The following is a 24,590-nucleotide window of genomic DNA, read 5'->3' on the forward strand; positions in this document are numbered from 1 at the left end:
ATCAGGATTTCTTACGTTTATCGAGCAAGTCTCTGTTCTCTATTGGGTTTTCTTCCCCTTTTAAGGATTTTTCGATTCCTTCAATATACTCCAAGGAATCGTCCAGATAAAAATTGATTTCAGGCACACGTCTAAGTTGGTGTTTGGTACGCTGGGCCAGTTCGTGGCGAATGGCCACTTGGCTCTCTTTGATGCCCTCCAATAATTTTTTGGCCCCCTTGTTCGGAAAAATACTTACATAAGCTTTGGCCAATGATAAGTCCACAGTAACGGAAACCTTGGATACAGAGATCAAAGTTCCCTTAAGGCCACCATCGGTAGCGGCACGTTGTAAAATATCGGCCAGGTCTTTTTGAATGATTCCTGCTATCTTTTTTTGTCGTTGTGTTTCCTCCATGGTACAAAAATAAGCGAATTAATGACTAACCTCACTTTATGAACCGATTACAGTGCTTAATTTTGAAAAAAGGTAGAAAATTAAGGCAAATTACATTTCCTATGGAAAAAATTGAACATATCGGAATCGCGGTAAAAGATTTGGAGACATCGAACAAGCTTTTCGAAAAGCTGTTGGGTGTACCGCACTACAAAATTGAAGAGGTGGCCTCGGAAGGGGTAAAAACCTCTTTTTTTAAATCCGGGCCCAATAAGATAGAATTGTTGGAAGCTACCAAGCCCGACAGCCCTATTGCCAAGTATCTGGAGAAGAAGGGAGAGGGCATCCACCATATTGCTTTTGCAGTGGAGGATATTGCATCCGAAATTGATCGTTTAAAAAATGAAGGTTTTACTGTTTTGAACGAAACCCCAAAAAAAGGTGCGGACAACAAACTGGTGGCGTTTTTGCATCCAAAGGGCACAAATGGGGTGCTGGTGGAGGTATGTCAAGAAATAAAAGAGGGGTAGAACGGTTAAATCCTTGCGCTGAAGAAAAATAAACACTAATATTGCATCCGCAAAATGCGGGTCCTATAGCTCAGCTGGTTAGAGCACCTGACTCATAATCAGGGGGTCCATGGTTCGAGCCCATGTGGGACCACCAGTAAAATAAGGCAGTCACAAAGTATTGTGACTGCCTTATTTGTTTCATCAGCGTGCTTTCAGCGTGTTTTTTTGGAATGTAGGATTTGGTGTTTTCACTATTTATTTAAAACTATTTCGTTTACATATTGAACACAATATGGCTCGGGTTTGCCATATTCAATACTCTCTTAGTTTAAATATACTTGACATTCATTATTCAGTCCCACTTATTGACTTTTTTAGACAGTTTATCTAATTATTCAATCCACTAGGATATATTTTAATATATTCCTTAAGCAATAATTAAACCAACCGATTTTCAATTATGCAAGTTGTTTGTCTACAAGAGGAAGCATTTTATGCATTGTTTCGGAAAGTAATTGAACATGTAGAATCGAAAAGACCAAACACACCAGAGAGATGGATTGATGGTGAGGAGGCTATGTCGATTTTGAAAATTAAGTCGACTACCACCCTTCAAAAACTAAGGGATGAAGGAAAGGTCAGGTTCTCACAGCCTCAAAAGAAGATTATTCTATACGACAGAGTGTCTATTATGGAATACATTGAAAAACACGCACGTGAAACTTTTTAACTATGGAAGAAGAGATTAAAGTTGACGAAAAGTTTAAAAGCGCCTTTAATTTAGGCTATCGTTTGGCTGAAGAGTTGAACCTTAAAACTCCTTTGATTCAGAATCAAGAAAAAATCATGCCCGATAATCCAATGCATTTGGGAATGCAGTGCTTTATTGATGAAGCCAAACTTTTAAAAGATAAGAAACAGGAAAAATCGGTAGAAAACAGTTTTAAAAAAACAAGGAACAAAGGTTTAGGGTTATAGAAACCTAATTTTACTGATTTTTAATACTTTGGTTTAAGTTGTCTATTGTCTTTCATGGCGATTATAGTGACAATATTCCCTTTGAACACATAATACACTGTCGTTCTTTTGTGTATGACGGCCCTCCTTATTAGTTTTTTACTTTTAGATTCGGGGTAAAGGGTCGGGAAATTCGAAACCGTATTTTCAAATTGTTTTAGCAGGTTCTCAAATTTAAGGACTTCTTTTTTATTGAATTTGACCCTAAGAAATTCCTTAATGTCAAGTGCATTTGAAAGTGATCTTTCTGTCCACTTTACCTGAACAAAATTATCCATTGGCCAGACCGTTCCAAAAATCTTTTGAACTCATTGTACCTCCTTGTTCAAAATCCCTGATACCGGCAAGAATATTGACCCTGTCACTTTCGGTCAGTTCATCCCACCAATCCCCCGATTTACCCTCACTTGAAAGCTTTACAGAATTGAGCAACCCAACAAGCGTATCATCCTTTAAAGACTCAATCCAATTAACGAGTTCCTTTTTTGTAGTATTTAGTTCAGAAGTGCTCATATCAATTCTATAAAAATAAAAATACAAAAATCGGGCAACTAAAAATCTATGTTTGCAGGAAATCATTTACTTTGAACTTTAAAAAATACTTCTTTAAACATTTTTAGTACTTCATGATAGAAAAGTTTATGGTATTTGGCCATAGCAATTTTGCTATTACTTTTCTTTAAGATTATAACAATTTGCTACAATTCTTTTAGGTTAAACAGGTTTATTTAAACCTACCAATTGTTACAATTAAAAAACCTCATTAGTGAAAAATCTACAGGCGGAAGTTCTAACACCGTAAAAAGAAGGGATTGTAAGAAGTGAAGTAGTTTTAATCATAAAACTATTCAAAAATACACTACTTTAAAAGAGTATTCAATTGGGAATATTTATCCAAATTTGTAATTTTTCAAATATTTTTTCAACTTTTAATAGAAAAGGATGGATAAATTTCAATTTAATTAAACTTATGCTCGTCACAAATTCATGAAACATATCAGGTATATTTTCATCTTAATCAATATTTCATTGGCTTTTTCCATTTTGTCATGTGACAGAAGTAAAGACGTTGAAAAAATACATATTGGTTTTTCCCAGGCCATGACGAATGACGATTGGAGGCGTTCCATGAATAACTCCATGGAATTGCAGGCTTCAATGAACCCTGAAATTGATTTGCAAATTAAAGATGCTAATTATGATGTGCTTACACAAATAAAACAGATAGATGAGCTGATTGCAGATAGCGTAGATGTTCTAATTGTATCGCCTATTCAATCTAAACCTATTACGGCGGTTGTTAGGAAAGCAATTAATGCCAGTATTCCTGTTCTGGTTGTAGACAGAAAAACTGAAGATCAACAATATACAGCCTATTTGGGAGCTGATAATATCGAAATAGGAAGAAATGCGGCTAAGGAAATTATCGCTTCAAATAGAAAAGACTCAATTCGAATTATTGAAATAAGAGGTATGGCCGGATCTTCTCCTGCAGAAGAAAGGACGATGGGTTTTCAACAGGTAATAAATCAATTCAAAAATGCAAAGATAGTTGCGAAAATAGAAGGGGACTGGGAGAAGGAGTCTATTCAGGAATCGCTGAGACAACTGCTAAATAACGATATTAAAGTTGATTATGTATTTGCCCATAATGATAGAATGGCAGTTGGTGCATGGGAGGTAGCACGCAAGTTGGGAATAGAAAATGAAATTAGTTTTATTGGAGTAGATGGTCTAGCTGGAACTAATGGAGGAATTCAGGCGGTAAAAGATGGAATTTTAAAGGCAACGGTTCTCTATCCTACTGGTGGAGATGAAGCAATTAAATTGGCTTTGAAAATCCTAGATAACGAATCTATACCTAAAAATAACATTCTCTCGACTACTATTATCAACGAGTTGAACGCTGACATTATGAACAACCAATTTGAAAAGATAAATGATCAACAAAATCAAATGGAAGAACAGTTGGCTGCGATAAAATTACAAGAGGAACTTTATTATTCGCAAAACAACCTTCTTAAAATTACAATGGCATTGTTGGCAATTATTCTAAGCCTTACAGTATATAGCGTTTATTCCATCTTTGCAATTCGAAAGAAAAATAGGCAACTGGAATTGACTAACGAAAAGGTTACCGTGCAGCGGAATCAAATCGAAAAAATTGCGAAGGAGATCAAAATAAGCAATGAAGCAAAGCTAAATTTTTTCACAGGGCTTTCTCATGAATTTAAAACGCCCCTCACGTTAATTTTAAGTTCTATAGAGTCGATAAGCGACTATGCTAAAGAAAAAGGCTCCAGAATGGGGAACGAAATAGAGTTAATACATAATAACTCCAATAGGTTATTGAGATTAATTAATCAATTACTTGATTTTAGAAAAATCGAAGACCGTAATTTTAATCTAAAGGCATCCAAAACTAATTTATACAACTTTTCAAAATTAATATTCCAAGATTTTGAAAGGGAAGCCATGAAAAGAAATATTGATTTCAAATTAACTTCCAATAATGAATCCTTGGATATTTTTATAGATAGAAATTTAATGGATAAGGTATATTTCAATCTTCTTTCCAATGCATTTAAGTTCACACCAGACAATGGTAAAATAGGTGTATATATAAAAGATGATGAAAGTGCCAATATTGTGAAAATTCACTTTAAGGACACAGGAATTGGTATACCTTCGAACGAAATAGATGGTGTTTTTCAAGCATTTTTTAAAGGTTCTAATAATAGAAAAAACAGCTCCGGCATAGGTTTACATTTGAGCAAGGAATTTGTGGAGATGCACAAAGGTAATATTGAAGTTGAATCTCTACACGGTACGGAGTTTATTGTATCACTTTACAAAGGTCAAGCACATCTAGATGAATCAGAAATCATATCGGAACAAGATTTGGTTGATTCCAATATAATCGATTTTTCTTCTGACCAATTAATAGATGATAATTATTTAATTGAGGCTCCTAGCAAAAACAAAGAGAAATATTCAGTTTTGATAATTGAGGACAATAAAGATCTTTCTTTGTTCCTTAAAAATAAACTACAGTTGGAGTATGATATTCATTTATCAGAAGGTACGGATGCAATTGAGAAAGCTTTTGAGACTATTCCGGATATTATACTTTGTGACATTAATCTTCCGGATAAAGATGGCTTCGAAATTTGCGAGATTTTAAAAAAGGATTTGCGTACATCGCACATACCTACTGTAATACTAACTGCACTAGGCAATAAGGAATCCTATATCAAAGGACTTCAATCCGGAGCAGATTTGTATCTTACGAAACCATTCAGCTATTCTATTTTGATTCAGTCAATTAAGTCTTTGCTCTATAATAGAGAAAAACTCAGGTATTATTTTACCAGTAACATCCATAAAATTGAAGAAATAAATTCCTTTGGGGATATAGAACAAAAATTTATTAGCCAATTAAATACATTGATAAATGATAATTTGGGCAATTCTGATTATTCAGTTGAAAATCTGGCCGAAAATCTTACTATCTCACGTGTCCAGTTATACAGAAAGGTCAAGGCAATTATGGGTATAAGCATTAGTGATTACATAGGCAATATCCGCTTGGAAAAGGCTAAAACCATGCTCGAAAATGGCTCATTAACAGTTTCAGAAATTGCTTATGCCAATGGTTTTTCTTCTCCAAATTACTTCTCTACTGCCTTTAAAAACAAATACGGTATTTCCCCTGCGGCGTTTCGTAAGTCTGTTTGAGTTACAGTTCAACCATTCCTTCCAACACTTTTCATCTTAGAAGTAACAATATCGAACATAATGTAACATGAATATACTTGCTACATACTCGATAATGTTAAAAAATTATTTTAAAATATTGATAATCAATTACTTAACATTTTGTGATATGTTTCTTAACCAAAGCATAACACATTGACACATTATCAAATTACACACTTCATTTTTGCGAATACTTTAGTGACATCACTAGAGAATTACGATTATGAGAAAAATATGGATTTGGTCGATTACCGCTGCATTGGCTGGTTTTCTTTTTGGCTTTGACACAGTAGTCATCTCAGGAGCCGATAAAAAACTACAAGCATTATGGCAATCTTCCGATATATTCCATGGTACAGTTGTAATGGCGATGGCCTTGTGGGGAACCGTAGTTGGGGCAATTTTGGGTGGTATTCCTACGAATAAGATTGGGAGAAAGAAAACTTTATTATGGATAGGTATACTCTATACAGTATCTGCATTAGGTTCGGCTTTTGCAAATGACCCTATAACTTTCGCAATATTCAGATTTATTGGTGGTCTGGGAGTAGGTGCATCAACCATAGCAGCTCCTGCCTACATTTCTGAAATAGCTCCACCAAAGGACCGTGGGAAGTTGGTAGGACTTTACCAATTTAATATAGTTTTCGGCATTTTAATAGCTTTCTTATCGAATTACTTGTTAAGCGGTGTTGGAGAAAATGCATGGCGATGGATGATAGGCGTAGAGGCCATACCTGCATTTGTTTATACCCTGTTCGTACTTACGGTTCCAAAAAGTCCAAGGTGGTTGTTGACCAAAATGCGTACTGATGAGGCGAAAAAGGTATTACAACTTATCAATCCTGAACAAGATCCAGAAGTATTGTTGCTAGAAATTAGGACAGAAAGCAAAAACAACGTTTCCGACGAAAATATACTTATAAAGAAATATAGGTTTCCACTGATGTTGGCTTTTTTAATTGCAATGTTCAATCAATTTTCTGGCATCAATGCATTTCTTTATTATGCCCCTAGAATATTCGAAGAGGCAGGCTTAGGCGAAAGTACCGCTCTATTAAGCAGTATTGGGATAGGGGTAACCAATCTGATTTTTACCCTTATAGGAGTCTTGCTAATTGATCGGCTAGGAAGAAAACAACTAATGTACATAGGTTCTGTCGGGTACATTATTTCCCTATCACTAGTAGCTTGTGCTTTTTTCCTTCACTGGGAAAGTATTGCAGTGCCTATTTTTCTATTTCTCTTTATTGCTGCACATGCTGTAGGACAGGGAACCGTAATCTGGGTGTTCATTTCTGAAATTTTTCCAAATCATTTAAGAGGCTCGGGTCAGTCGTTCGGTAGTTCGGTGCACTGGATTTTGGCAGCCATTATTCCCTCGTTGGTGCCTGTATTATTCACAGCAATTGGTGCAGGTACGGTGTTTGCTTTTTTTGCTTTTATGATGGTACTGCAATTGTTGTTTGTGGCTTTTGTAATGCCGGAAACAAAGGGTATATCGCTAGAAGAGTTAAGTAATACCCTAACAAGGGGAAGGAAGGACAAAATCGAAAATATTATTGGTTTTAATGAAGGGAAATCTAACTGAAAATTATAAAGACCATAAAAATGAAAAATAAAGCATTAAAATTAACTATCGTAATAGGAATTTTTTCAATGATAGCTTCTTGTAAAAATTCTATGGAAAGGAGAAACGACAATGTTGAAGATAAGCAAGATACACTTGTCAGTTCCAATGAATTGTTATACCGTCCAAATTTCCATTTTTCACCAGATACAGGTTGGATGAACGATCCAAATGGAATGTTTTTTTATAACGGGTATTACCACCTATATTTTCAACACTATCCAGATGGCACTAAATGGGGGCCTATGCATTGGGGACATGCTGTTAGTAGTGATTTGTTCAATTGGAAAGAGCAACCTATAGCGCTGTATCCAGATGATTTGGGCTATATTTTTTCCGGCAGTGCTGTTGTAGACCACGAAAATACATCAGGATTTGGAGTAGATGGCAAAGTACCTATAGTTGCAATTTTCACAAGCCACGATCCTAAAAAAGAGAAAACGGGTGAAATAGATGTGGAAAATCAAAGTATCGCCTATTCGCTGGACGAAGGTCTTACATGGACAAAATATGAACGCAATCCTGTTTTAAAAAATCCAGGTTTCAGAGATTTTAGAGACCCAAAGGTTAGCTGGGATGATGAAAGGAAACGATGGACAATGGTTTTGGCCGCTGGTCAAGAGATACAATTCTACACCTCAAAAGACCTAAAGTCATGGGATAAACTTACAAGTTTTGGAGAAGGTATCGGTAATCATGACGGAGTATGGGAATGTCCGGATTTCTTTCAATTACCGGTTGTTGGCAAGTCAGAAAAAAAATGGGTTTTGTTGGTGAGCATTAATCCTGGCGGGCCTAATACCGGCTCTGCTACCCAATACTTTGTAGGAGATTTTGATGGCTCTGATTTTATTTTGGACGAATCATTCAAACAGGAGATGGAAAAAGAGCATAGTTTCTGGGTAGACTATGGTCGTGACGATTACGCGGGCGTTACCTTTTCCAATATTGAAAACAAAGATGGCGGCAAGCTATTTATGGGATGGATGTCCAATTGGTTGTATGCCAACGAGGTCCCTACTGAAAAATGGCGAAGTGCTATGACGATAGCCCGCACATTGGAATTGACAAAGGATGAAAATACGTTTCGATTAGTTGCGAATCCTGTCCCAGAACTAAATCAATTTAAGGTTGAGAAGCTTAAAAATTTAGATGTCCCACTTGAAGGAAAGACTTTGCTTACTACTTCTAAGGCAATCGATTTTACTCGAGCTCAGATCAACTTTAAAGTTGAAGATTTGGTTGATGGGATTTACACTTTTGAACTGACGAATAGCAAAGGGGATAAGTTACGGTTTGGTTACGACGCCACAGGGGGTAACTATTTTGTAGATAGAAATAAGGCGGGGATAACTGATTTTTCGAACAAATTTAGTGACCGGATTGCCATAGCTCCAAGGATTTCTACACAAAAGGATTGGTCAGGAACAATTGTTCTGGATAAAACTTCCATAGAATTGTTTTTTGACGACGGCCAAACCGTTATGACAGAAATTTTCTTCTTAACGGAACCCTTTACAGAATTACATATAACAACCGAAAATCAAGAAATTATTCTTGAATCAATAGAAATACATGAACTAAAAATTAACTAAAACTATCTATTATGAAATTGAAACTTTTCGTATTGACCTTGCTGTCTCCAGTATGCCTTATATGGGCACAATCGGTTACGGTAACGGGAACGGTAACATCTCAAGATGATGGCATGCCGTTGCCGGGTGCAACGGTTATAGTGGCGGGTACCACTACTGGTGCACAAACTGATTTTGACGGCAACTACACCCTTGAGGATGTACCATCAGATGCAACTTTAAGATTTAGTTACGTAGGTTTTTTGTCCACCAATATTCCTGTCAATGGCCAAAGTACGATTAATGTCGCTTTACAAGTTGACGCTCAACAACTTGATGAGGTGGTCATTACAGGATATACTGCAGAACGTAAAGTGGATTTGACCGGTGCGGTCACAGTTGTTGACATAGCACCCATAGAAGGTCAAAGTTTAAGTTCTGGTAACGCCATGCAAGCCCTACAAGGACGGGTTGGGGGTCTTTTTATTGAGAAATCCGGTGACCCTACGGGGCTGAACAGTAGAATACTGATTAGAGGTCTTACCACTTTAGGGAATAATGATCCGCTTTACATTATAGATGGTGTTCCAACAAAAAGGCAAGAGGTATTCGCAAGTTTAAATCCTGCAACTATCGAATCCATTCAAGTATTGAAAGATGCGTCGGCCTCTTCAATATATGGGTCAAGAGCAGCAAACGGGGTCATCGTTGTAAGTACAAAAGGAGGTCTCAAAGGAGAACGACTTACGGTTAGTATCAATTCCAATTTATCTGTCCAATCAGAGCGAAAACAGCGCTATGATATGTTGAGTTCCCAACAACGTGGTGAAGCTTTGTGGAGGGCATCCGTAAATGATGGAGCAGATCCTAATGCAGGTTATGGAGAAATATACAATTTTGATTGGAATAATGACTTTAACAATCCCATACTAAACAGTGTTACCGTTCAGCCTTTTGTAGGAGGAGACCCAAATGTACCTTCAGGTAATACCAATTGGCAAGACGAGCTTTATGAAACAGGATATGTATTCAACAATGAGGTTACCGTTTCGGCAGGTTCAGAAAAATCTTCTTTACTTATAAACTTGGGATACCTAAAGAATACAGGTATGCTGAAGTATACAGGTTATGATAGATATACCGGTAAAATTAATGGCACCACCAATTTGTTTAATGACAGGTTAAAACTCGGTGTCAATACACAAATATCAACTTCAAATGAAACTTTGGTAGCAAGTGACGTGGGGGGTGCACCCACAACAGGTTTATCGATAACCCTGGCGCCTACCATTCCCGTTTATGATGCAAATGGTGAGTTTGCTGGTCCATTGGGAGCTGGGTATTCCGATAGAAATAACCCACTTTTAATGCAATATTTAAACAGGTGGGACAATGCTATTAAGAACAACTTCTTTGGAAATATTTTTGCAGAATTGAGCATTCTTGATAATCTAAAGTTCCGCTCTAATTTAGGGATAGATTTTAGTGATTTTAAACGTAAAAATATAGAGCCAAGAGTATTTAACGGTTTTATTACGAGGAGCAACAATAGGTTGATTTTAGATACTAATAAGTTCAGAACGTTGACCTTTTCAAATACTTTGAACTATAATGTAGCGTTTGGTAAGCACAAAATTGGAGCCCTATTAGGTATAGAGTCTATAAGAGAAGATTTTGATACTATTTTTGCGCAGGCAGATGATTTTGCAGTAGAACAAGAATCATATTTTGTACTTTCTGCCGCAACCGGTGCGAGAACAAATAATGGTATATCTACCCAATACAGCCTCGCTTCACAATTTGGGAAATTAAACTATTCATTTGATGATAAATACTTGGCATCCTTTACAATCCGTAGAGACGGTTCCTCAAGGTTTGGAGCTAACAATAGATATGGTATTTTTCCAGCAGCTACACTGGGTTGGAGAATTAGTCAGGAAGAATTTCTCAAAGACAGTGAAATACTTTCCAATTTAAAACTAAGGGCAGGTTATGGAGAAGTAGGTAACCAAGAGATTGGTAATACGGCTCGGTTTGGTTTATATGAGTCTCGTTACGGTCAAAATCAAGCTCAGTTGACAGGAGGATTTTTTGAAATTTACTATAATGTGGGTACGGCATATGATATAAATGGAAACAATACAGGCACGCTGCCTTCAGGGTTCGTCTCAACTCAGGCTCCTAATCCTAATTTGAAATGGGAAACAACCAAAGAATGGAACTATGGTATTGATTTTGGGTTTTTAAACAATAAAATAAGCGGATCCTTTGATTATTTTACTAGGGAGACCACGGATATCTTGACTACTCCTCCCATTGCATCTGTAATTGGAGAAGGTCAACAAAGAGTATTGAACGGTGCCGCAACTGCTGCTAGAGGTTGGGAATTTAACTTAGGATATTCTAATGTATGGGAAAGCGGATTCTCTCTTGGTGTTTCCACTAATTTTGGTGCTTTTAAGGACGAAATTACATTTCTACCAGAGGAGGTGAGAGCAGCCTTTCCTGGGACGGCCCAAAATTCAATTCTTGGACAATCACAAACGGCAATTTTTGGCTATCGCACAGATGGTCTTTTTCAAAGCCAGGCAGATGTTGATTCCCATCCTACCGGAGGGGTGCAAACAGGCAATGCTAGACCGGGAGGTATAAAAATTGTGGACATTGACAACAATGGTGTAATCGACAGCAATGACCGTGATTTTATTGGTAATACCTTACCTGACTTAGAATATGGTATACGTCTTGATTTAGGATACAAGAATTTTGATTTCTCTGTTTTTGGTTCAGGGGTTGCCGGTCGTATAGGTGTTGACTCCTATATTTTTTGGAACAACTTTGTACAGGGTAGAGATAATGCGGGTCTTGGCGTGTTAAATGCATGGACCCCTCAAAATACAGATTCTTCGATACCTTCACTTTCCTTGGTAAACAACTTTACGGATACTTCAGACTATATTTTTAGAAACAACTCTTACTTTAAAATAAGGAATATGCAAGTGGGATACTCATTGCCAACTGATGTGATAGGAAAAATGGCAGGAATGACCGGTTTAAGAGTTTACCTGCAAGGAGAAAATTTATTTTGGTTTACCCCCAAAGGATATATTGGAGCTGATCCAGAGAGAATAGATGTGAACCGTATTCCGGTACCAACCGTGTATTCACTAGGCTTGAACATTAACTTTTAACAAATAGCGATAATCATGAAATATAATAAAATAATAACAACGGTGATATGCGCAACTCTTTTGCTCACTGCCTGTTCAGATAATTATTTAGAGTACGAACCTGAGGGGGTATTGTCCAGCGAAAACGTGGCAACCGCCGAGAATGCGGAATCTTTGGTCATTGCAGCATATGCAGGAATTGCCAATGATGAAATGATTGGACCATTAACACATCAATGGGTTTATGGTAGTGTACGTTCGGACGATGCTTATAAAGGCGGTGGCGGCCGAGGTGATGTTGACGTTGTAGATAAATATGAGCAATACAATCTCACTATTGCAGATATGGGAGATTGGATGGCGCCTAGAACGTGGACCGATTATTACAAGGCGATTTCTAGGGCAAACTTTGCACTATCTGTCATCAATGATATACCGGACAGTGAATATGCACAAAAAACAACTAGACAAGCAGAATTACGCTTTTTAAGAGCTCATTCGCATTTTATGTTAAAGTTGATTTTTAAAAAAATACCATATATCACCGAGAATTTAACCCAAGAAGAAATTGCACAGACCTCAAATGATGTAGATAATGATGCTTTATGGAATACAATCGCTGATGATTTTCTTTTTGCCTATGACAATCTACCACAAGCTCAAGATCAAGTTGGCAGGGCAGACCGAAATGCTGCTGCTGCATATTTAGCCAAATTAAGGTTGTTTCAAGCTTATGAGCAAAATGATCAACATCAAGTAACGAATATAAATACCTCACGTTTACAGGAGGTGATTGATTATGCGGATGAAGTTACCGGTAGTCTACAACCGGATTTTGGGGAAAATTTCTTGGATGGATTTGACAATGGACCGGAATCTATCTGGGCTGCCCAGTTTTCAATTAATGATGGTACAACTGTGGGAAGGGTGAGTTTTGTAACTGGGTTAAATTCGCCACATGGTACAGGGCTTTATGGCTGTTGTGGATTTCATTTGGCCAGTCAGAATATGGTTAATGCATTTAGGACTGATGGAAATGGACTTCCCTTATTGGAAACATTTAATGACTCCGACATTTTCACCAACGTAGATGCTAATGGAATAACCCCTCCCGACAGTGGGTTGAGTGTTGACCCAAGGATTGATCATACGGTGGGAATACCTGGAAGGCCTTATAAATATAGAAATACGGTAAATGATACAGGAGACATGATATATAATTTTAGTTGGGCAAGAGATCCGGGAGTATATGGCTTTTTCGGGAATATGAAAGAGCAGCAAGCGCCTGATTGTTCGTGCTATGTTAAGGAAGGACCATTTGTGGGCACTTCCAAAAACGTTGATTTTATTAGGTATGCCGATGTTCTCCTCTGGAAGGCAGAAGCTTTAATTCAATTAGACCGATGGGATGAGGCCTTACCTATAATTAATCAAGTTAGAAATCGTGCTGCTGCTAGTACTCAAAGGCCTTTGGATGCAGGGGCAACTGATATTTATAACATAGGTACTTACGCTTCTTTTCCATCGAAGGAATATGCATGGCAGGCCTTAATGTTTGAAAGAAGGTTGGAGTTTGCCATGGAAGGACATAGGTGGTATGATTTAGTAAGATGGGGAATTGCGGAGGAAACACTAAATGCATATTTGGCAGAAGAAAAGACTAAAAGAGATTTTCTCGCAAACGCTAGTTTTACAGCAGGTAGAGATGAATATTACCCAATACCACAAAGAGAAATTGATTTTACTGGTGGATTATATGTTCAAAATCCCGGGTATTAAATTTTCAAGGACAATAATAAGTTGAGTTAGTTTTGTTAGTTTGAAAGGCACTGGAAAATCTTTCCCGTGCCTTTTTATTACAGGATAATTGAAAATAAATGAAAAAATCAGTGCACAAAATGAAAGCAGTATGTTTTGGAGAAGTCCTTTTTGATAGTTTTCCAACTTATTCTAAAATTGGGGGAGCTCCCTTAAATGTTTCTCTAAGGTTACAATCTTTTGGTGTGGATGTATCGATTGTAAGTAGTATTGGTGACGACGAAAGAGGAAAAAAAATTATGAACCATCTAAACAATTCGGGAATAGATACTAGTTGTATTTACAAGCATGGGGATTTTCCGACTGGGGTGGTAAATGTGGGCTTGAATGATAAGGGAGTGGCTTCTTATGATATCCCCTATCCTGTAGCTTGGGATAAAATTCCTTTTTTAGATAAATATGCTAAATTGGTTAGGGATTCTAATTTCTTTGTATTCGGAACACTGGTATGTAGAGATGATGTTTCTAGGTCTACTCTGAAAGGATTATTAAAACAAGCTCGTTATAAAGTACTGGATGCAAATCTTAGGTTTCCCCATTATAATCCCAGGCTGTTGGTTGATTTAATGATGGAAGCTAATTTCATTAAGTTTAACGATGATGAGCTTTTCGAAATTGCAACTTTATTAGGGTCAAAATACAACTCTTTGGAACAAACCATAGTTTATGTTGCGACTAAGACTAATACGAAAACTATATGTGTAACAAAAGGCGCTTATGGTGCAACACTATATCAAAATAAATGCTTTTATTACAATAGTGGCTATAGAATAAAGGTAGTTGATACAGTTGGTTCCGGGGATTCTTTCTTGGCATCTCTCTTGTTTAAACTTTTCAGTGAACAAGGACCGCAAAAGGCGTTGGATTATGGATGTGCAGTTGGTGCAATGGTAGCTAGTTGTGAGGGAGCAAACCCTTTTCTTTCAAAAGAAAAGATTACTCTGTTTATGAATCCTCAAAAATGTAATTTTAGTATTGAAAAACAGGCCCTTTAAGTTATACTATAATCTAGAAGGTATTTCTTTGAACAAAGCTTTGTATTCGTGGTCTTTTTATAGGTTTAGCTAATCATCCTATTCTAGGATGGTATCCTTCAAAATGTCTTATATTTAAAAATAATTATTGCAATTTGGTTAACATCAATAATAGATTATTGGAGTTTATACGGGTTTACTAAATTATATCCTCCCCTGCGGAATACGGCCAGACCTCCTACTCCAATTCTCCCATGCGGACACGCTTCGCCGGTCCGCAACGGTCGTCCTTCCGCTACAGGCCGCCCGACCCCCTCGGTCGCCCAAAAGTACAAGCGGCGTAGAACGCCCCTTGACCTTTCCTTCCCCTACCCACAAAACCGTCATCAACGGATTTTTTCAGGATTTCGACATCCCAGTTAAGGCCATATAAAACATCGGTTTGGTCCCATTTGTCCCTATGTGGTTTCATATGATTCAAGATCATAAATAATTGAAAATAAATTGGTTATATTAAATATTCTCCCGTTATATTTATCCGTGTAACGGATAGCGAGGTGTATTCTAAGTAACTTAGAATCGGCTACTTCTGGCGAAGTGTTCTGCTAAAATGAGCATCTAAAATGAAACCTAGAAAAAGGGGAAGGAAACGATTGGGGAACAAGAAGCGATGGCATAATATAATGCTCAGGTTCAACGATGCCGAATATGAAAAACTGAGGGCCATTTGCGAAAGCTACAATTTGGACATTTGCCAAAGAGGAACCCTCGGTCCATTGCTTCGAAGATTGGTCCTGAACGGCAAAACAGAAGAGAAGGAAAGATTGCCCGATACTTTGGAGCTTGCCTACCATATCAACAGGATAGGGAACAACATAAACCAATTGGTAAAGTTGGCCCACCAAAAGAATTTAAGAAGCCCTAACATAAGCTTCGAAACGGAAATAAAAAGGACCAACGAACTGCTCTACGAACTTTTGGAAATAACGCTGAAAGCAAGAACGGAATGATAGCCAAGATAATTTACGGACAGACCTGCAGGGGAACCTTGGACTATATCCTCGGCAAGGAGGGCATGCAGGTCCTCGGTTATGGGAATACTTTTTCCCAGGATATCCACCCGAAGTTTTTCGGGAGCCTGCTCCATTTTCAGGGACAGCGCAACGCGACGAAGAACCGCTATGCCCATATCAGCCTGAACCTGCCCCACGACGAGCATGTCGATGACAGTACCTTTTTTGAAATCTCCAAGGAATATATGGAAAAGATGGGCTATGGGGAACAGCCCTTCATGGTCGTAAGACACAACGATACCAAACATGAACATGTGCATATCTTAACCACCAATGTCAATGACAAGGGACAGGTTCTAAGTCTCTACAATAGCAAGAGAAGGAGCATGGCTACCACAGGTTATCTGGAAACTAAATTTAATCTTGAACCTGTCCCAAGGACAAAACAGGAGAAGCAACTCCCGATTTTCAGATTACCGGAAACGAGAACCAACAACGATGATATCCAAGGAACACGATACTACATACAGGACGTATTGAACCGCATCCTACAGAGATATAAGGTCAGGAGTTTCGAGGAGCTGGCCCGACTTGTAAAGCCCTATCATTTTGAGGTCAGACAGACCCAAAGCACAACGGGAAGGGCAGGGGTAGCCTTTGGACTGGACAACCGACAAGGATACCGAACCCGATTTATCAATGGTTCCCAGATACACCGACAAATGAGCGGCCCGAAACTCCAAAGGATCTTCGACAGTCATAAAAGGTCCAAGCTGTTGCCGATGCACCGGAAGCGGCTTTTGAAACAAATAGGGACGACCTACGATTTATTCAAGACCATCCAACCGCACGACCTCAAGGAAGTGCTCAAGGAATATAAGGGCATGGATATCGAACTTGATATAAAGAGGGATACCATTGAAGGGTATACCATCTACGACAAATCAGGATATGTCTTCAGGGAAAAGGAACTGGGCAAACATCTAAGCATGCAGAAGCGGTTGGATATTTTCGGCAATGGCGATGCATGGACCGAAATAAACATTCATAGCAAACAGTTCCTAATAGAAATGCAAAAATTGATAAGGGAAGCGATTCGAACATCGTACTTGAAATCAAAACAGAAAAAAGGATTGCTATCGGAACATATCGAAACACTCAGTTTTACGGACATCGTTCCAATCCTAATGGAATCGGAAAAGCACCGCTTCCTTGAAAAATATATGTCAAGCGAGCAGAAACATCTATTTAGGAAAAACCTACAAGAAACCTTTCCCAAAACCCAACAAAGAATACATGACACGGAAACCATAAAGGAAAAGGAAGCCCTACAGGGAAAGTTCGATTTGATAGGGGATGTATTGAGAAAAGGCGTTTTCAATGTAGGGGCAACTGATGGTAGCGTTAGGCACCTGTTCCAGGCCTTGGGTGTGAGATACCAGAACAACAAACTACTGTTCAACGATTCGGAAAAATATTCCGTTCCTGTTCCCTTGGGAAATCTTCCCTTTCCAAAAAAAATGGAGGAGCATGTATCAAATGGATTTGTCCGACAGAACCATCTCATGTTAGAAATGATGATAAAGCAGGATGTTGACAATGTATCCAAGCAAACGGCCATCTCCTTTTTTCTTCCGATGGTCTTTCCAGGACTGTTCAAACGTATGAATTCAGATTATAGACAGCGATACGAAAGACTTGCTTTAGGCGCTTACCTCAAACATGCCGAACGGATGCATGCATCGTTCGAGAAATCCCCAAAGGACTACATCGCTTTTTTCAATGCCAAGGGATTCTATTTTGAGAAAGGAGAAAGCGGTATCAACATAAAGTCGATTTACACCAACATAAACTCAAGTTACAAGATGCCAAAAAGAACAAACCTTTATTTAGGTTCCATCCCAGATTTGGAAACGACCTTAAAGCAACAGCAACCGGTTTTGGAAAATCTCATCAAAAATAGAAGGGACAACCTCAAGAATCTATGGGCCGGTCATTTGATGGAACTGGGCCACTACGATAGGGTCGCTTACATGGTGACAAATGAAAGCGTATATCCTAACCTTGACAGGAAAGCAACTATACATCACATGGATAAAGGGCTTCGTAAAGCCATACAGGAGCGGATAGCAAGTAAAAACACCTTCAAACAAAACCGACTATTGAGAAAGGGTGTTTATGCTATCGGCTCGCTATTGGACAAACCAACAGGGAACCAAGAAGATTACAACGGGTTTAAGGATGAGTTGACTGACTATACAAAGAGAAGGAAGAATCGGGGAATTTCATTTTAGCGGCAAAAGGGCATATCGAAAATGAAAATACTTTGGCTATGATGGTTACTTTTTGTGGTTAGGGAGAAAAAAATGTAGTTATTTATAATACAAAACATAATATGACCAGTATAAAACAAAAGAAAATAGAGAGGTATATTTTGGATGAGTTTTTAAAGTACACTATGCTTAAGACAACTATTGTTGATATTGATGAGATGGAAACACCTGATTTTATATTGACATGCCCAAATAAAAAAATTTCAGTCGAACATACTAAATATCTAAATTCCAAGCTGAAGAAAATCGAGGAATTCAGGAAGGAGGTATTAAATGGTGCCGAGAACAAATTCAAAAAAAATAACAATGAAGCTTTGAACGTTTATTTTCATTATACCCAACAAAAGATGGATGTTAAAACTTATTCGAAATCATATTTTGTGGATTTGTTGCACGATACGGTTTATGATATTTATGCTGTCAACAAGGATAGAAAGTTCTACGTCTCAACTAAAAGGAATAAAATAGAAAATGAGTATTTCAACAAAATCAGTGTCTCCAATGATACAGATAATAGTCTTTGGCAATGGATAGGAGCATCGTGTCGAATTTGCCGATATAAAGGAAATACAGAAGATTATTGATAGAAAATCCAAATTAGTTAATGCATATGAAAATTTAGTAGATGAGAAATGGCTTTTGATAGAAGCAGGAAAAGGTCATAAATCGTCAAGTTTTAGGTTTGACCAACTTGTTCGAAAAAGTATATCAATTAAATGTTTTGATAAAGTATACTTATTTGATTCGACTTCTCGTGAGTTTTTTCTTTTGGACTAGAAATCACAGCATAAAATGTAAAGGAATCATCAAAGTATCTTAGGTCAAATGAAAAAGTAAGTTGTCCATTTTATGGATAGGAATATTACGCTTTTGTGATTTTGGCATTTATTTCATCTAGGATTTTCTCCGAAACGCTTCTGCCGTAGTGTTTTTCGGTAACTTGAACACTTGAGTGCCCTAGGCCTGAGGAAATCTTCCGTATATCGATTCCCATGTCCAACCCAATATTTGTCCAAGTATCTCGTAATGTGTAGGTAGTAATTTTTTTATCGATGCCAGCAAGCGCTGCAATTTTTCCAGCGTACTTATTGAAAATTTTAATCTTTCCTTTATTGACCTTGTATAAACGTTCAGGTGAAGTATTATTTGGGATAATCGGAAAAAGATACTCATTATCGTCCTGACCGTTTAAATAGTGGTTGATAATTTCCAAAGACTCAGCGTTCTGTAGGACACTAAAATAATCACCTTCATAGTGCGTTTTTTTGCGAAAATATTTGATACGGTTATCCTCAAATTGAAAGCGTTTTAAAATGGCCATATCAAAAAAGTTCATACCCATATTATTGAACATGAACAGTAGATAGTTGCGATTGTCCCAAATAGGGGTAAATGGTGGCAACTCTAACTTCCTGATTTTTTGGATATCCTGCAAATCGATGGGTGAGGGAGCGTTTGCGTGACTTTTCTTTTTAATATTCGACAAAGGCTTGTGGTCTTTCAAATCTTCATAGGTTTTCCTTGCATCGTTCATAATGGCCTGTAGACTTCGAAGAAATATGGCCGGAGTATTTTTTGAGGTGTAACGATTTAATAGGTAAGCTTTGAAGTCTTTCGAGAAACCATAATCGATGGCCTTGATCTCCATGTCGAAATCCTTGAATTCCTCTAAAGGTATCATTTTATCATCCTTGATTTCAAATAAGGATTTGATTTTAGAATCCGCCAAACCTCTTAAATGCCTCCTATATTTAATTAGGGATTTTAAGGCATCCTCATAAGAACTTGCAGTTGAAAACCTTCCTTCAATACGCAGGCGGTTCAAATATTTTGCACCATGATTTAAAATGGTGCGGGATTGCGATTTTTTAAAGAATCGTTGTTCGATTTCTGATTTTAGGCGATTCATTTCCCAATTTTTTATTTCTCCAGCGTGCTCATCTAGCCATAAATCCACATCTGAATATATCTTAATTGTCCTTTTAGTGTGGCGCACAGCGCTCATAACGCCTTTAATTTTACCTGTGGTAAAATCATATTGATTCTCCTTTAAGTGCAAATTGAAAGGAATGTCGCGTGTTTTTCGGTTATGGCTGATACGTAGTACCAAAGGAAATTTTTTACCTTTAACTGTGTTAGAGGCGCGTCTATCGAAGGTGACCTTAATTGTTGCCATAAGAAAAAGAGATTATTGTTTAATTTTTTTCAGCGTGCTTTCAGCGTGCTTTTTTTGGTTTTGAATGGTTTAAAACGAATTTAAAGATAATTAAAAACCCCATAAATGGGCGTTTCAAGACATATAAAACCATTTGAGACCATAAAGAGACTGACTCATAATCAGGGGGTCCCTGGTTCGAGCCCAGGTGGGACCACGGAAAACCTCTCTAAGTCTTTGATTTGGAGGGGTTTTGTTTTTCTAATACTCGGCTTTATATTTAACGACCTAGTTACTGGGAAATCCTGCAGGATACCCCGATAGGACAAAGGAAGTCAAAGTCCCATCGGTTGTATTCCAAACAAGAATTATTCTTTTCAGGTTTTGCCCTACATCCTTAGAAGTTGTTTTCCACCTCTGCCGCTTCCAACATAAGAAAGTGCAAGTCTGTATTTTTTATAAAAGGATTCAATAATTCGCTACCGGGACCGTACATGGCCAATTCCACATAATCTGCGGAGTGTTGCATGCTTATCCAGCCTACGGAGGTGTGCTTTTTCTGGATTTCCGCCAACGCATTGAACGGAAGGTTCCTAGGATTGTACCACCCGTCCTTGGGTTTTAAGGAGGTATAATAGCTCAGCAAGGTTTTCGCCTCTTCGTCCGTCAATGCAAATCCATTGGCAAATTCCACTCGCTCCTTTAAGTTGCTCACGGATGTTTCCTTGCCAATACTGTTCAAGATCCATTCATTGGTATGTTTGTAGTTTTGAACGGTATCAAAATTATCGTTAGCATTTTTTCCATAAATGAGCCCTGGGTTGGCATTGCCATGATCGGTAGTTATGATAACCAAAGTGTCTCCATCTTTTTCAGCAAAATCCATGGCAACCTGCACGGCTTCATCAAAGGCGACTTGATCATATAGCAGACCGGCAATATCGTTGGCATGTGCTGCCCAATCCACTTTTCCGGCTTCTACTTGTAGGGTGAATCCTTTTGGACTGTCGGACAGGTTTTCTATGGCTTTTTGAGTCATTTCCGCCAAACTTGGAATATTTTCCATGAGTTCTTTGTTGCTTTCCCTATCCTTGGTGTAGGCCAGGCCATTGTCCGAAAACACACCAAGAATTTGTTGATGGGCCGGGGCGGACATCATTTCTTGTCTGGACCGTGCCACCACATACCCTTTGTTTGCAAAGGCGCGGTACATATCTTTTTTGTCCTTTCGTTTTTCGGCATCAAAATATTCGTTGCCTCCCCCCATCAACACATCAAACCCATGCTCCAAGTATTTTTCCGCTATGGATGCTTGGTCGTTTCTGGATTTTTCGTTCACGCAAAAGCCCGCGGGAGTGGCATGTGTAATGGGCACGGTTGTAACGCATCCGGTCTTTTTTCCTGCGGATTTAAATTTTTGCCAAATAGGAAGGTGCTGCTCACCATTTACGCCGTAGTTTATTCCTCCGTTGTTTATTCTGGCACCTCCTCCCCAAGAAGAGCTAGCAGCAGCGGAATCGGTTACCATGGAATTGGCCGAGGCCATGTCCATTAGTGCACGGTTCACCTTATTTTCCCGGTATAGGTTTAGCCAATTGCTGCCTTTTCCCGTTTTTCTGGAGAGGTAAAGGTCGGCCATGTTCAGGGTACCCGTGCTCATCCCGTCGCTCACCAATAAGATGATGTTCTTGGCTTTTTTTCTTTTCCATTCACTCTCAAGGTCCGACGCCCTTACCGTTTCAAATGGTGTAAAAATCGAGGCACCTACGGCTGTTAAGGCCCCGTTTCTAAAAAACTTTCTTCTGTTCATTTTTGATTATTATATTGTGATAGGTTAATTCATTTTTTGAGCTACGGCATCGGTAAGGATGTAGTTAAAGTGCTGAACATCGTCAGCGTTCAACTTTAGAGTCCCGGTTACGTAAAGTACATCGTCGGTATTAAAATTGGGCTTGGACCTAAACTCGAGCTCCATGGCTGTTTCCGGCCCTCCCATTCCACAGAAAAAACAAGAAGCCATTGGGTTTTTGGACAAGATGAACAATTTGCCACTAGGGTCAATGTTCAAAAAGTATCCTGTAATGGCCACTTTTTTGCCCTCGAGAGATTTCATGTGATCGCTAAATTCCGGGTAAAGAAAGTTTTGATCATAAGCAGGAAAAAACTTTTCTGTATAATCGATACGGGCCAAATCCCACCAATTTATTTCGGTTTGTGAAAAACAGAACGTTGTGGACAATAGAAAAAAGGCAATAATTATGTTATTTCTCATGGCTCAATATTTTTGATATGTTCATTTTAATGATAGGGTTAATAGCAAGTAGAATGGAAAAAAGAACCATTAACAAAACCAATACAGCGGTTTTGAACAATTCTTGGAATCCAAGCTCAAGCGGCATTTTTTGTTTGTATTGATCGGTTATCATCTCAAATATGAAATAAATCCCTATTTGCGATAAAAGTACACCAATAACAAAAGCAATAAGGGAAATCAACAATCCTTCGTAGGCCACCATTTTGATCAACTGAAAAGTATTGGCGCCGTAGCTCCGCATAAGTGCGAGATCAAAAGCGCGATCACGGACCATGCGGTACAGACTTATAAAAATGGTGATACAGGAAATTACGAGGATGGCATAGGCTATCCAGGTAATGGTTTTTACACCGACACCAGTAAATTGATAGAGTCGCTCCAGTTCAAATTTTGGAAGTGCCGCTTGCATGTTCGTGTTTTCGTTGATGGTTCGGGGAGTGGTCAAAAGTGCCATCGGATTCCGAAATGAAATCAACATAGAAGTGATTTCTTTTTCGTGCTCCTCTTGATGTCCGTGTTCCGTTTCCTGTTCGTGCCCTTCATGTTCATGTTCTTCTTCATGTTCGTGTTCATGTCCTTCCTCATCATGATGGTGTTCTCCCTCTTCATGGTGGTGCTTCTCTTGTTCTACCACCCCTCCTTCCTTTGAATAACTTGGCTCTGATTCGTGATCGTGCACATCCCAAACAGTCTGTAGTCCGGTAATGATCAATCGGTCCATAACCTTGTGGGTGGGCTCGTAAATTCCGACCACTTTTAAAAGGTCGTTGTGGGCATGCCCGCCTGTTTCTGCCAAGCCATGCGAGCTTTGAAATGTATCGCCGATCCACAGACCGGTAGCATCGGCAATTGTTGCACCAATGGCAACTTCCATTGGTTTTTCCGGGTTTTTCCCTTCTTTTAGTATTGCATTGTAAAGAGCGGTAAATTCTGGGGTTGTCCCTACAATCCTGTATCCCATATAATTATCGCCGTAAGAAATGGGCACGCCTTTTTCTATCATGGGGTTTTTCAATAATTTCTTGGCTTCTTCATAAGGAATATTGCCTGTAGGATTGTCTATATGGAGCACGGAGGCGAGAACCAATTGCAATGGGCTGCCTTTTGCACCAACTACCATATCTATATCCCCTAAACTATTTTCCATTTGTTTGCGGAAGGATGTATCCAACTGCTGAATTCCGACAAGTAGGGCAATACTAACGGAAAGGATCAAAATGCCCAAGAAAGTATATAGAGGCTTGTACCTAAAGTTTTTTACACTGATTTTCCAAATGTTCATAGTTCCAAGGTTTTGTTGAACAATGGTTTAATGCGCTGGTCGTGGGTAATTACAATCAAATTGGCATTGTTGGCGTCCGCTTGCTCAATTAAAAGTCGCATCACCTTTTTACAATTTGTATCGTCTAGGCTAGAGGTGGGCTCATCGGCCAAAACAAGTTGTGGGCGGTGCACTATGGCCATGGCTATGCCCAACCGCTGCAGCTGTCCCTCACTGAGTTCCCTCACTTTTTTGTTTTTACACATTTCAATATCGAGATGCTCCAGCAAATCTTTGATCACGGTTTTGGAAATGGTTTTTTTGGCAAAAAACAGTCTTGCCTCCAAGTTTTCCATAACGCTCAAAGATTGTACCGCATGGTTGTTTTGAAAAACAAGGCCGATATTTTGACCTCTAAATTTATCCAACTGTTTGTTGGTTAGTTTTTGAATATCCACATCATCTATGTGTATACTTCCATCCGATGGAGAGAGCAGACCCGCCAAAAGATGTAAAAGTGTGGTTTTCCCGATGCCAGACTTTCCCAAGATCAAAAGATTTTGGTTTTTGCTCAATGTGATGTCGGGGAACTCGAAGATGGTGTTGTCGTTATCGTATTTAAATTTAAGATTGTTGGTTTGTATCATACTACATGGATCATTATCACGTATATCCGGTTATTGT

20 protein-coding genes and 1 tRNA gene are annotated in these 24,590 nt (G+C 38.5%); 13 read left to right on the plus strand and 8 right to left on the minus strand.

Annotation, left to right across the window (positions count from 1 at the left end):
* Position 1: 1 nt before the first annotated feature.
* Positions 2 to 397, minus strand: coding sequence for a 30S ribosome-binding factor RbfA (gene rbfA, locus AB9K32_RS14010; protein WP_369885530.1), 396 nt, complete (start codon positions 395 to 397; stop codon positions 2 to 4).
* A 101-nt stretch (positions 398 to 498) separates the two neighbouring features.
* On the opposite strand from rbfA, the gene mce reads away from it, so the two are divergent.
* The 4 genes from mce (at position 499) to AB9K32_RS14030 (ending at position 1,866) form a co-directional block, all read left to right on the plus strand.
* Positions 499 to 906, plus strand: coding sequence for a methylmalonyl-CoA epimerase (gene mce, locus AB9K32_RS14015; RefSeq protein ID WP_369885531.1), 408 nt, complete (start codon positions 499 to 501; stop codon positions 904 to 906).
* A 59-nt stretch (positions 907 to 965) separates the two neighbouring features.
* A tRNA-Ile gene (locus AB9K32_RS14020) sits at positions 966 to 1,042 on the plus strand.
* Between the two features lie 306 nt (positions 1,043 to 1,348).
* Positions 1,349 to 1,618 carry a helix-turn-helix domain-containing protein gene (locus tag AB9K32_RS14025; protein ID WP_138256705.1) on the plus strand — a complete coding sequence of 90 codons (270 nt, stop codon included), beginning with the start codon at positions 1,349 to 1,351 and terminating at the stop codon, positions 1,616 to 1,618.
* Between the two features lie 2 nt (positions 1,619 to 1,620).
* Positions 1,621 to 1,866: a hypothetical protein gene (locus AB9K32_RS14030; RefSeq protein ID WP_138256706.1), complete on the plus strand. Its 246-nt coding sequence runs from the start codon at positions 1,621 to 1,623 to the stop codon at positions 1,864 to 1,866.
* A 309-nt stretch (positions 1,867 to 2,175) separates the two neighbouring features.
* Here the strand turns inward: AB9K32_RS14030 and AB9K32_RS14035 are convergent, their stop codons facing one another.
* On the minus strand, positions 2,176 to 2,418 hold the full coding sequence (locus tag AB9K32_RS14035; protein WP_138256707.1) for a hypothetical protein: 243 nt from the start codon (positions 2,416 to 2,418) through the stop codon (positions 2,176 to 2,178).
* Positions 2,419 to 2,892: 474 nt separating this feature from the next.
* Between AB9K32_RS14035 and AB9K32_RS14040 the strand changes: the two genes are divergently transcribed.
* From AB9K32_RS14040 to AB9K32_RS14065, 6 genes are all read left to right on the plus strand, one after another.
* A complete protein-coding gene (locus AB9K32_RS14040) occupies positions 2,893 to 5,643 on the plus strand; it encodes a substrate-binding domain-containing protein (protein WP_369885532.1) in 2,751 nt (916 codons plus the stop codon).
* 244 nt (positions 5,644 to 5,887) lie between these two features.
* On the plus strand, positions 5,888 to 7,255 hold the full coding sequence (locus AB9K32_RS14045) for a sugar porter family MFS transporter (RefSeq protein WP_369885533.1): 1,368 nt from the start codon (positions 5,888 to 5,890) through the stop codon (positions 7,253 to 7,255).
* 20 nt (positions 7,256 to 7,275) lie between these two features.
* Positions 7,276 to 8,889, plus strand: a complete 1,614-nt coding sequence (locus AB9K32_RS14050) for a glycoside hydrolase family 32 protein (protein ID WP_369885534.1) — start codon at positions 7,276 to 7,278, stop codon at positions 8,887 to 8,889.
* An 11-nt stretch (positions 8,890 to 8,900) separates the two neighbouring features.
* Positions 8,901 to 12,059 carry a SusC/RagA family TonB-linked outer membrane protein gene (locus AB9K32_RS14055; RefSeq protein ID WP_369885535.1) on the plus strand — a complete coding sequence of 1,053 codons (3,159 nt, stop codon included), beginning with the start codon at positions 8,901 to 8,903 and terminating at the stop codon, positions 12,057 to 12,059.
* Between the two features lie 15 nt (positions 12,060 to 12,074).
* Entirely contained in the window at positions 12,075 to 13,817 is a 1,743-nt protein-coding gene (locus tag AB9K32_RS14060; protein ID WP_154917782.1) for a RagB/SusD family nutrient uptake outer membrane protein, read from the plus strand.
* A 98-nt stretch (positions 13,818 to 13,915) separates the two neighbouring features.
* Complete coding sequence (locus tag AB9K32_RS14065; RefSeq protein ID WP_369885536.1) at positions 13,916 to 14,851, plus strand: carbohydrate kinase; 936 nt, start codon at positions 13,916 to 13,918, stop codon at positions 14,849 to 14,851.
* A gap of 274 nt (positions 14,852 to 15,125) precedes the next feature.
* On the opposite strand, the gene AB9K32_RS14070 is transcribed toward AB9K32_RS14065, so the two are convergent.
* The gene (locus AB9K32_RS14070) at positions 15,126 to 15,302 is read right to left on the minus strand and encodes a hypothetical protein (RefSeq protein ID WP_369885537.1); all 177 of its coding nucleotides are present in this window, start codon (positions 15,300 to 15,302) and stop codon (positions 15,126 to 15,128) included.
* Positions 15,303 to 15,453: 151 nt separating this feature from the next.
* Here AB9K32_RS14070 and AB9K32_RS14075 point away from each other — a divergent pair, with 151 nt between their 5' ends.
* The 3 genes from AB9K32_RS14075 to AB9K32_RS14085 all read left to right on the plus strand — a co-directional run bounded on the left by AB9K32_RS14075 (position 15,454) and on the right by AB9K32_RS14085 (position 18,760).
* Positions 15,454 to 15,840: a hypothetical protein gene (locus AB9K32_RS14075; RefSeq protein WP_369885538.1), complete on the plus strand. Its 387-nt coding sequence runs from the start codon at positions 15,454 to 15,456 to the stop codon at positions 15,838 to 15,840.
* Complete coding sequence (locus AB9K32_RS14080) at positions 15,837 to 18,137, plus strand: relaxase/mobilization nuclease domain-containing protein (protein ID WP_369885539.1); 2,301 nt, start codon at positions 15,837 to 15,839, stop codon at positions 18,135 to 18,137. Before AB9K32_RS14075 ends, AB9K32_RS14080 begins: the two co-directional genes overlap by 4 nt.
* 101 nt (positions 18,138 to 18,238) lie before the next feature.
* Positions 18,239 to 18,760, plus strand: a complete 522-nt coding sequence (locus AB9K32_RS14085; RefSeq protein WP_260572766.1) for a hypothetical protein — start codon at positions 18,239 to 18,241, stop codon at positions 18,758 to 18,760.
* 278 nt (positions 18,761 to 19,038) lie between these two features.
* Here AB9K32_RS14085 and AB9K32_RS14090 read toward each other — a convergent pair whose 3' ends face one another.
* From AB9K32_RS14090 to AB9K32_RS14110, 5 genes are all read right to left on the minus strand, one after another.
* Entirely contained in the window at positions 19,039 to 20,352 is a 1,314-nt protein-coding gene (locus tag AB9K32_RS14090; protein WP_369885540.1) for a phage integrase SAM-like domain-containing protein, read from the minus strand.
* 376 nt (positions 20,353 to 20,728) lie between these two features.
* On the minus strand, positions 20,729 to 22,141 hold the full coding sequence (locus tag AB9K32_RS14095; RefSeq protein ID WP_369885541.1) for an alkaline phosphatase: 1,413 nt from the start codon (positions 22,139 to 22,141) through the stop codon (positions 20,729 to 20,731).
* Between the two features lie 24 nt (positions 22,142 to 22,165).
* A complete protein-coding gene (locus AB9K32_RS14100) occupies positions 22,166 to 22,603 on the minus strand; it encodes a hypothetical protein (RefSeq protein ID WP_224836008.1) in 438 nt (145 codons plus the stop codon).
* Positions 22,593 to 23,927 (minus strand): ABC transporter permease, encoded by a 1,335-nt coding sequence (locus AB9K32_RS14105; RefSeq protein ID WP_252080967.1) that lies wholly within the window; start codon positions 23,925 to 23,927, stop codon positions 22,593 to 22,595. The genes AB9K32_RS14100 and AB9K32_RS14105 overlap by 11 nt, the downstream gene beginning before the upstream one ends.
* Entirely contained in the window at positions 23,924 to 24,553 is a 630-nt protein-coding gene (locus AB9K32_RS14110; RefSeq protein WP_224836010.1) for an ABC transporter ATP-binding protein, read from the minus strand. Before AB9K32_RS14110 ends, AB9K32_RS14105 begins: the two co-directional genes overlap by 4 nt.
* Positions 24,554 to 24,590: the final 37 nt, after the last annotated feature.

This window comes from Allomuricauda sp. XS_ASV26 (genome assembly GCF_041224615.1).
In the GTDB taxonomy this organism is placed as follows: Bacteria; Bacteroidota; Bacteroidia; order Flavobacteriales; family Flavobacteriaceae; genus Flagellimonas; species Flagellimonas alginolytica.

What these genes read in the sequence shown, in the direction of transcription:
- rbfA (WP_369885530.1), bottom strand. Translation starts at nt 397, where the DNA reads ATGGAGGAAACACAACGACAAAAAAAGATAGCAGGAATCATTCAAAAA.
- mce (WP_369885531.1), top strand. Translation starts at nt 499, where the DNA reads ATGGAAAAAATTGAACATATCGGAATCGCGGTAAAAGATTTGGAGACA.
- AB9K32_RS14025 (WP_138256705.1), top strand. Translation starts at nt 1,349, where the DNA reads ATGCAAGTTGTTTGTCTACAAGAGGAAGCATTTTATGCATTGTTTCGG.
- AB9K32_RS14030 (WP_138256706.1), top strand. Translation starts at nt 1,621, where the DNA reads ATGGAAGAAGAGATTAAAGTTGACGAAAAGTTTAAAAGCGCCTTTAAT.
- AB9K32_RS14035 (WP_138256707.1), bottom strand. Translation starts at nt 2,418, where the DNA reads ATGAGCACTTCTGAACTAAATACTACAAAAAAGGAACTCGTTAATTGG.
- AB9K32_RS14040 (WP_369885532.1), top strand. Translation starts at nt 2,893, where the DNA reads ATGAAACATATCAGGTATATTTTCATCTTAATCAATATTTCATTGGCT.
- AB9K32_RS14045 (WP_369885533.1), top strand. Translation starts at nt 5,888, where the DNA reads ATGAGAAAAATATGGATTTGGTCGATTACCGCTGCATTGGCTGGTTTT.
- AB9K32_RS14050 (WP_369885534.1), top strand. Translation starts at nt 7,276, where the DNA reads ATGAAAAATAAAGCATTAAAATTAACTATCGTAATAGGAATTTTTTCA.
- AB9K32_RS14055 (WP_369885535.1), top strand. Translation starts at nt 8,901, where the DNA reads ATGAAATTGAAACTTTTCGTATTGACCTTGCTGTCTCCAGTATGCCTT.
- AB9K32_RS14060 (WP_154917782.1), top strand. Translation starts at nt 12,075, where the DNA reads ATGAAATATAATAAAATAATAACAACGGTGATATGCGCAACTCTTTTG.
- AB9K32_RS14065 (WP_369885536.1), top strand. Translation starts at nt 13,916, where the DNA reads ATGAAAAAATCAGTGCACAAAATGAAAGCAGTATGTTTTGGAGAAGTC.
- AB9K32_RS14070 (WP_369885537.1), bottom strand. Translation starts at nt 15,302, where the DNA reads ATGAAACCACATAGGGACAAATGGGACCAAACCGATGTTTTATATGGC.
- AB9K32_RS14075 (WP_369885538.1), top strand. Translation starts at nt 15,454, where the DNA reads ATGAAACCTAGAAAAAGGGGAAGGAAACGATTGGGGAACAAGAAGCGA.
- AB9K32_RS14080 (WP_369885539.1), top strand. Translation starts at nt 15,837, where the DNA reads ATGATAGCCAAGATAATTTACGGACAGACCTGCAGGGGAACCTTGGAC.
- AB9K32_RS14085 (WP_260572766.1), top strand. Translation starts at nt 18,239, where the DNA reads ATGACCAGTATAAAACAAAAGAAAATAGAGAGGTATATTTTGGATGAG.
- AB9K32_RS14090 (WP_369885540.1), bottom strand. Translation starts at nt 20,352, where the DNA reads ATGGCAACAATTAAGGTCACCTTCGATAGACGCGCCTCTAACACAGTT.
- AB9K32_RS14095 (WP_369885541.1), bottom strand. Translation starts at nt 22,141, where the DNA reads ATGAACAGAAGAAAGTTTTTTAGAAACGGGGCCTTAACAGCCGTAGGT.
- AB9K32_RS14100 (WP_224836008.1), bottom strand. Translation starts at nt 22,603, where the DNA reads ATGAGAAATAACATAATTATTGCCTTTTTTCTATTGTCCACAACGTTC.
- AB9K32_RS14105 (WP_252080967.1), bottom strand. Translation starts at nt 23,927, where the DNA reads ATGAACATTTGGAAAATCAGTGTAAAAAACTTTAGGTACAAGCCTCTA.
- AB9K32_RS14110 (WP_224836010.1), bottom strand. Translation starts at nt 24,553, where the DNA reads ATGATACAAACCAACAATCTTAAATTTAAATACGATAACGACAACACC.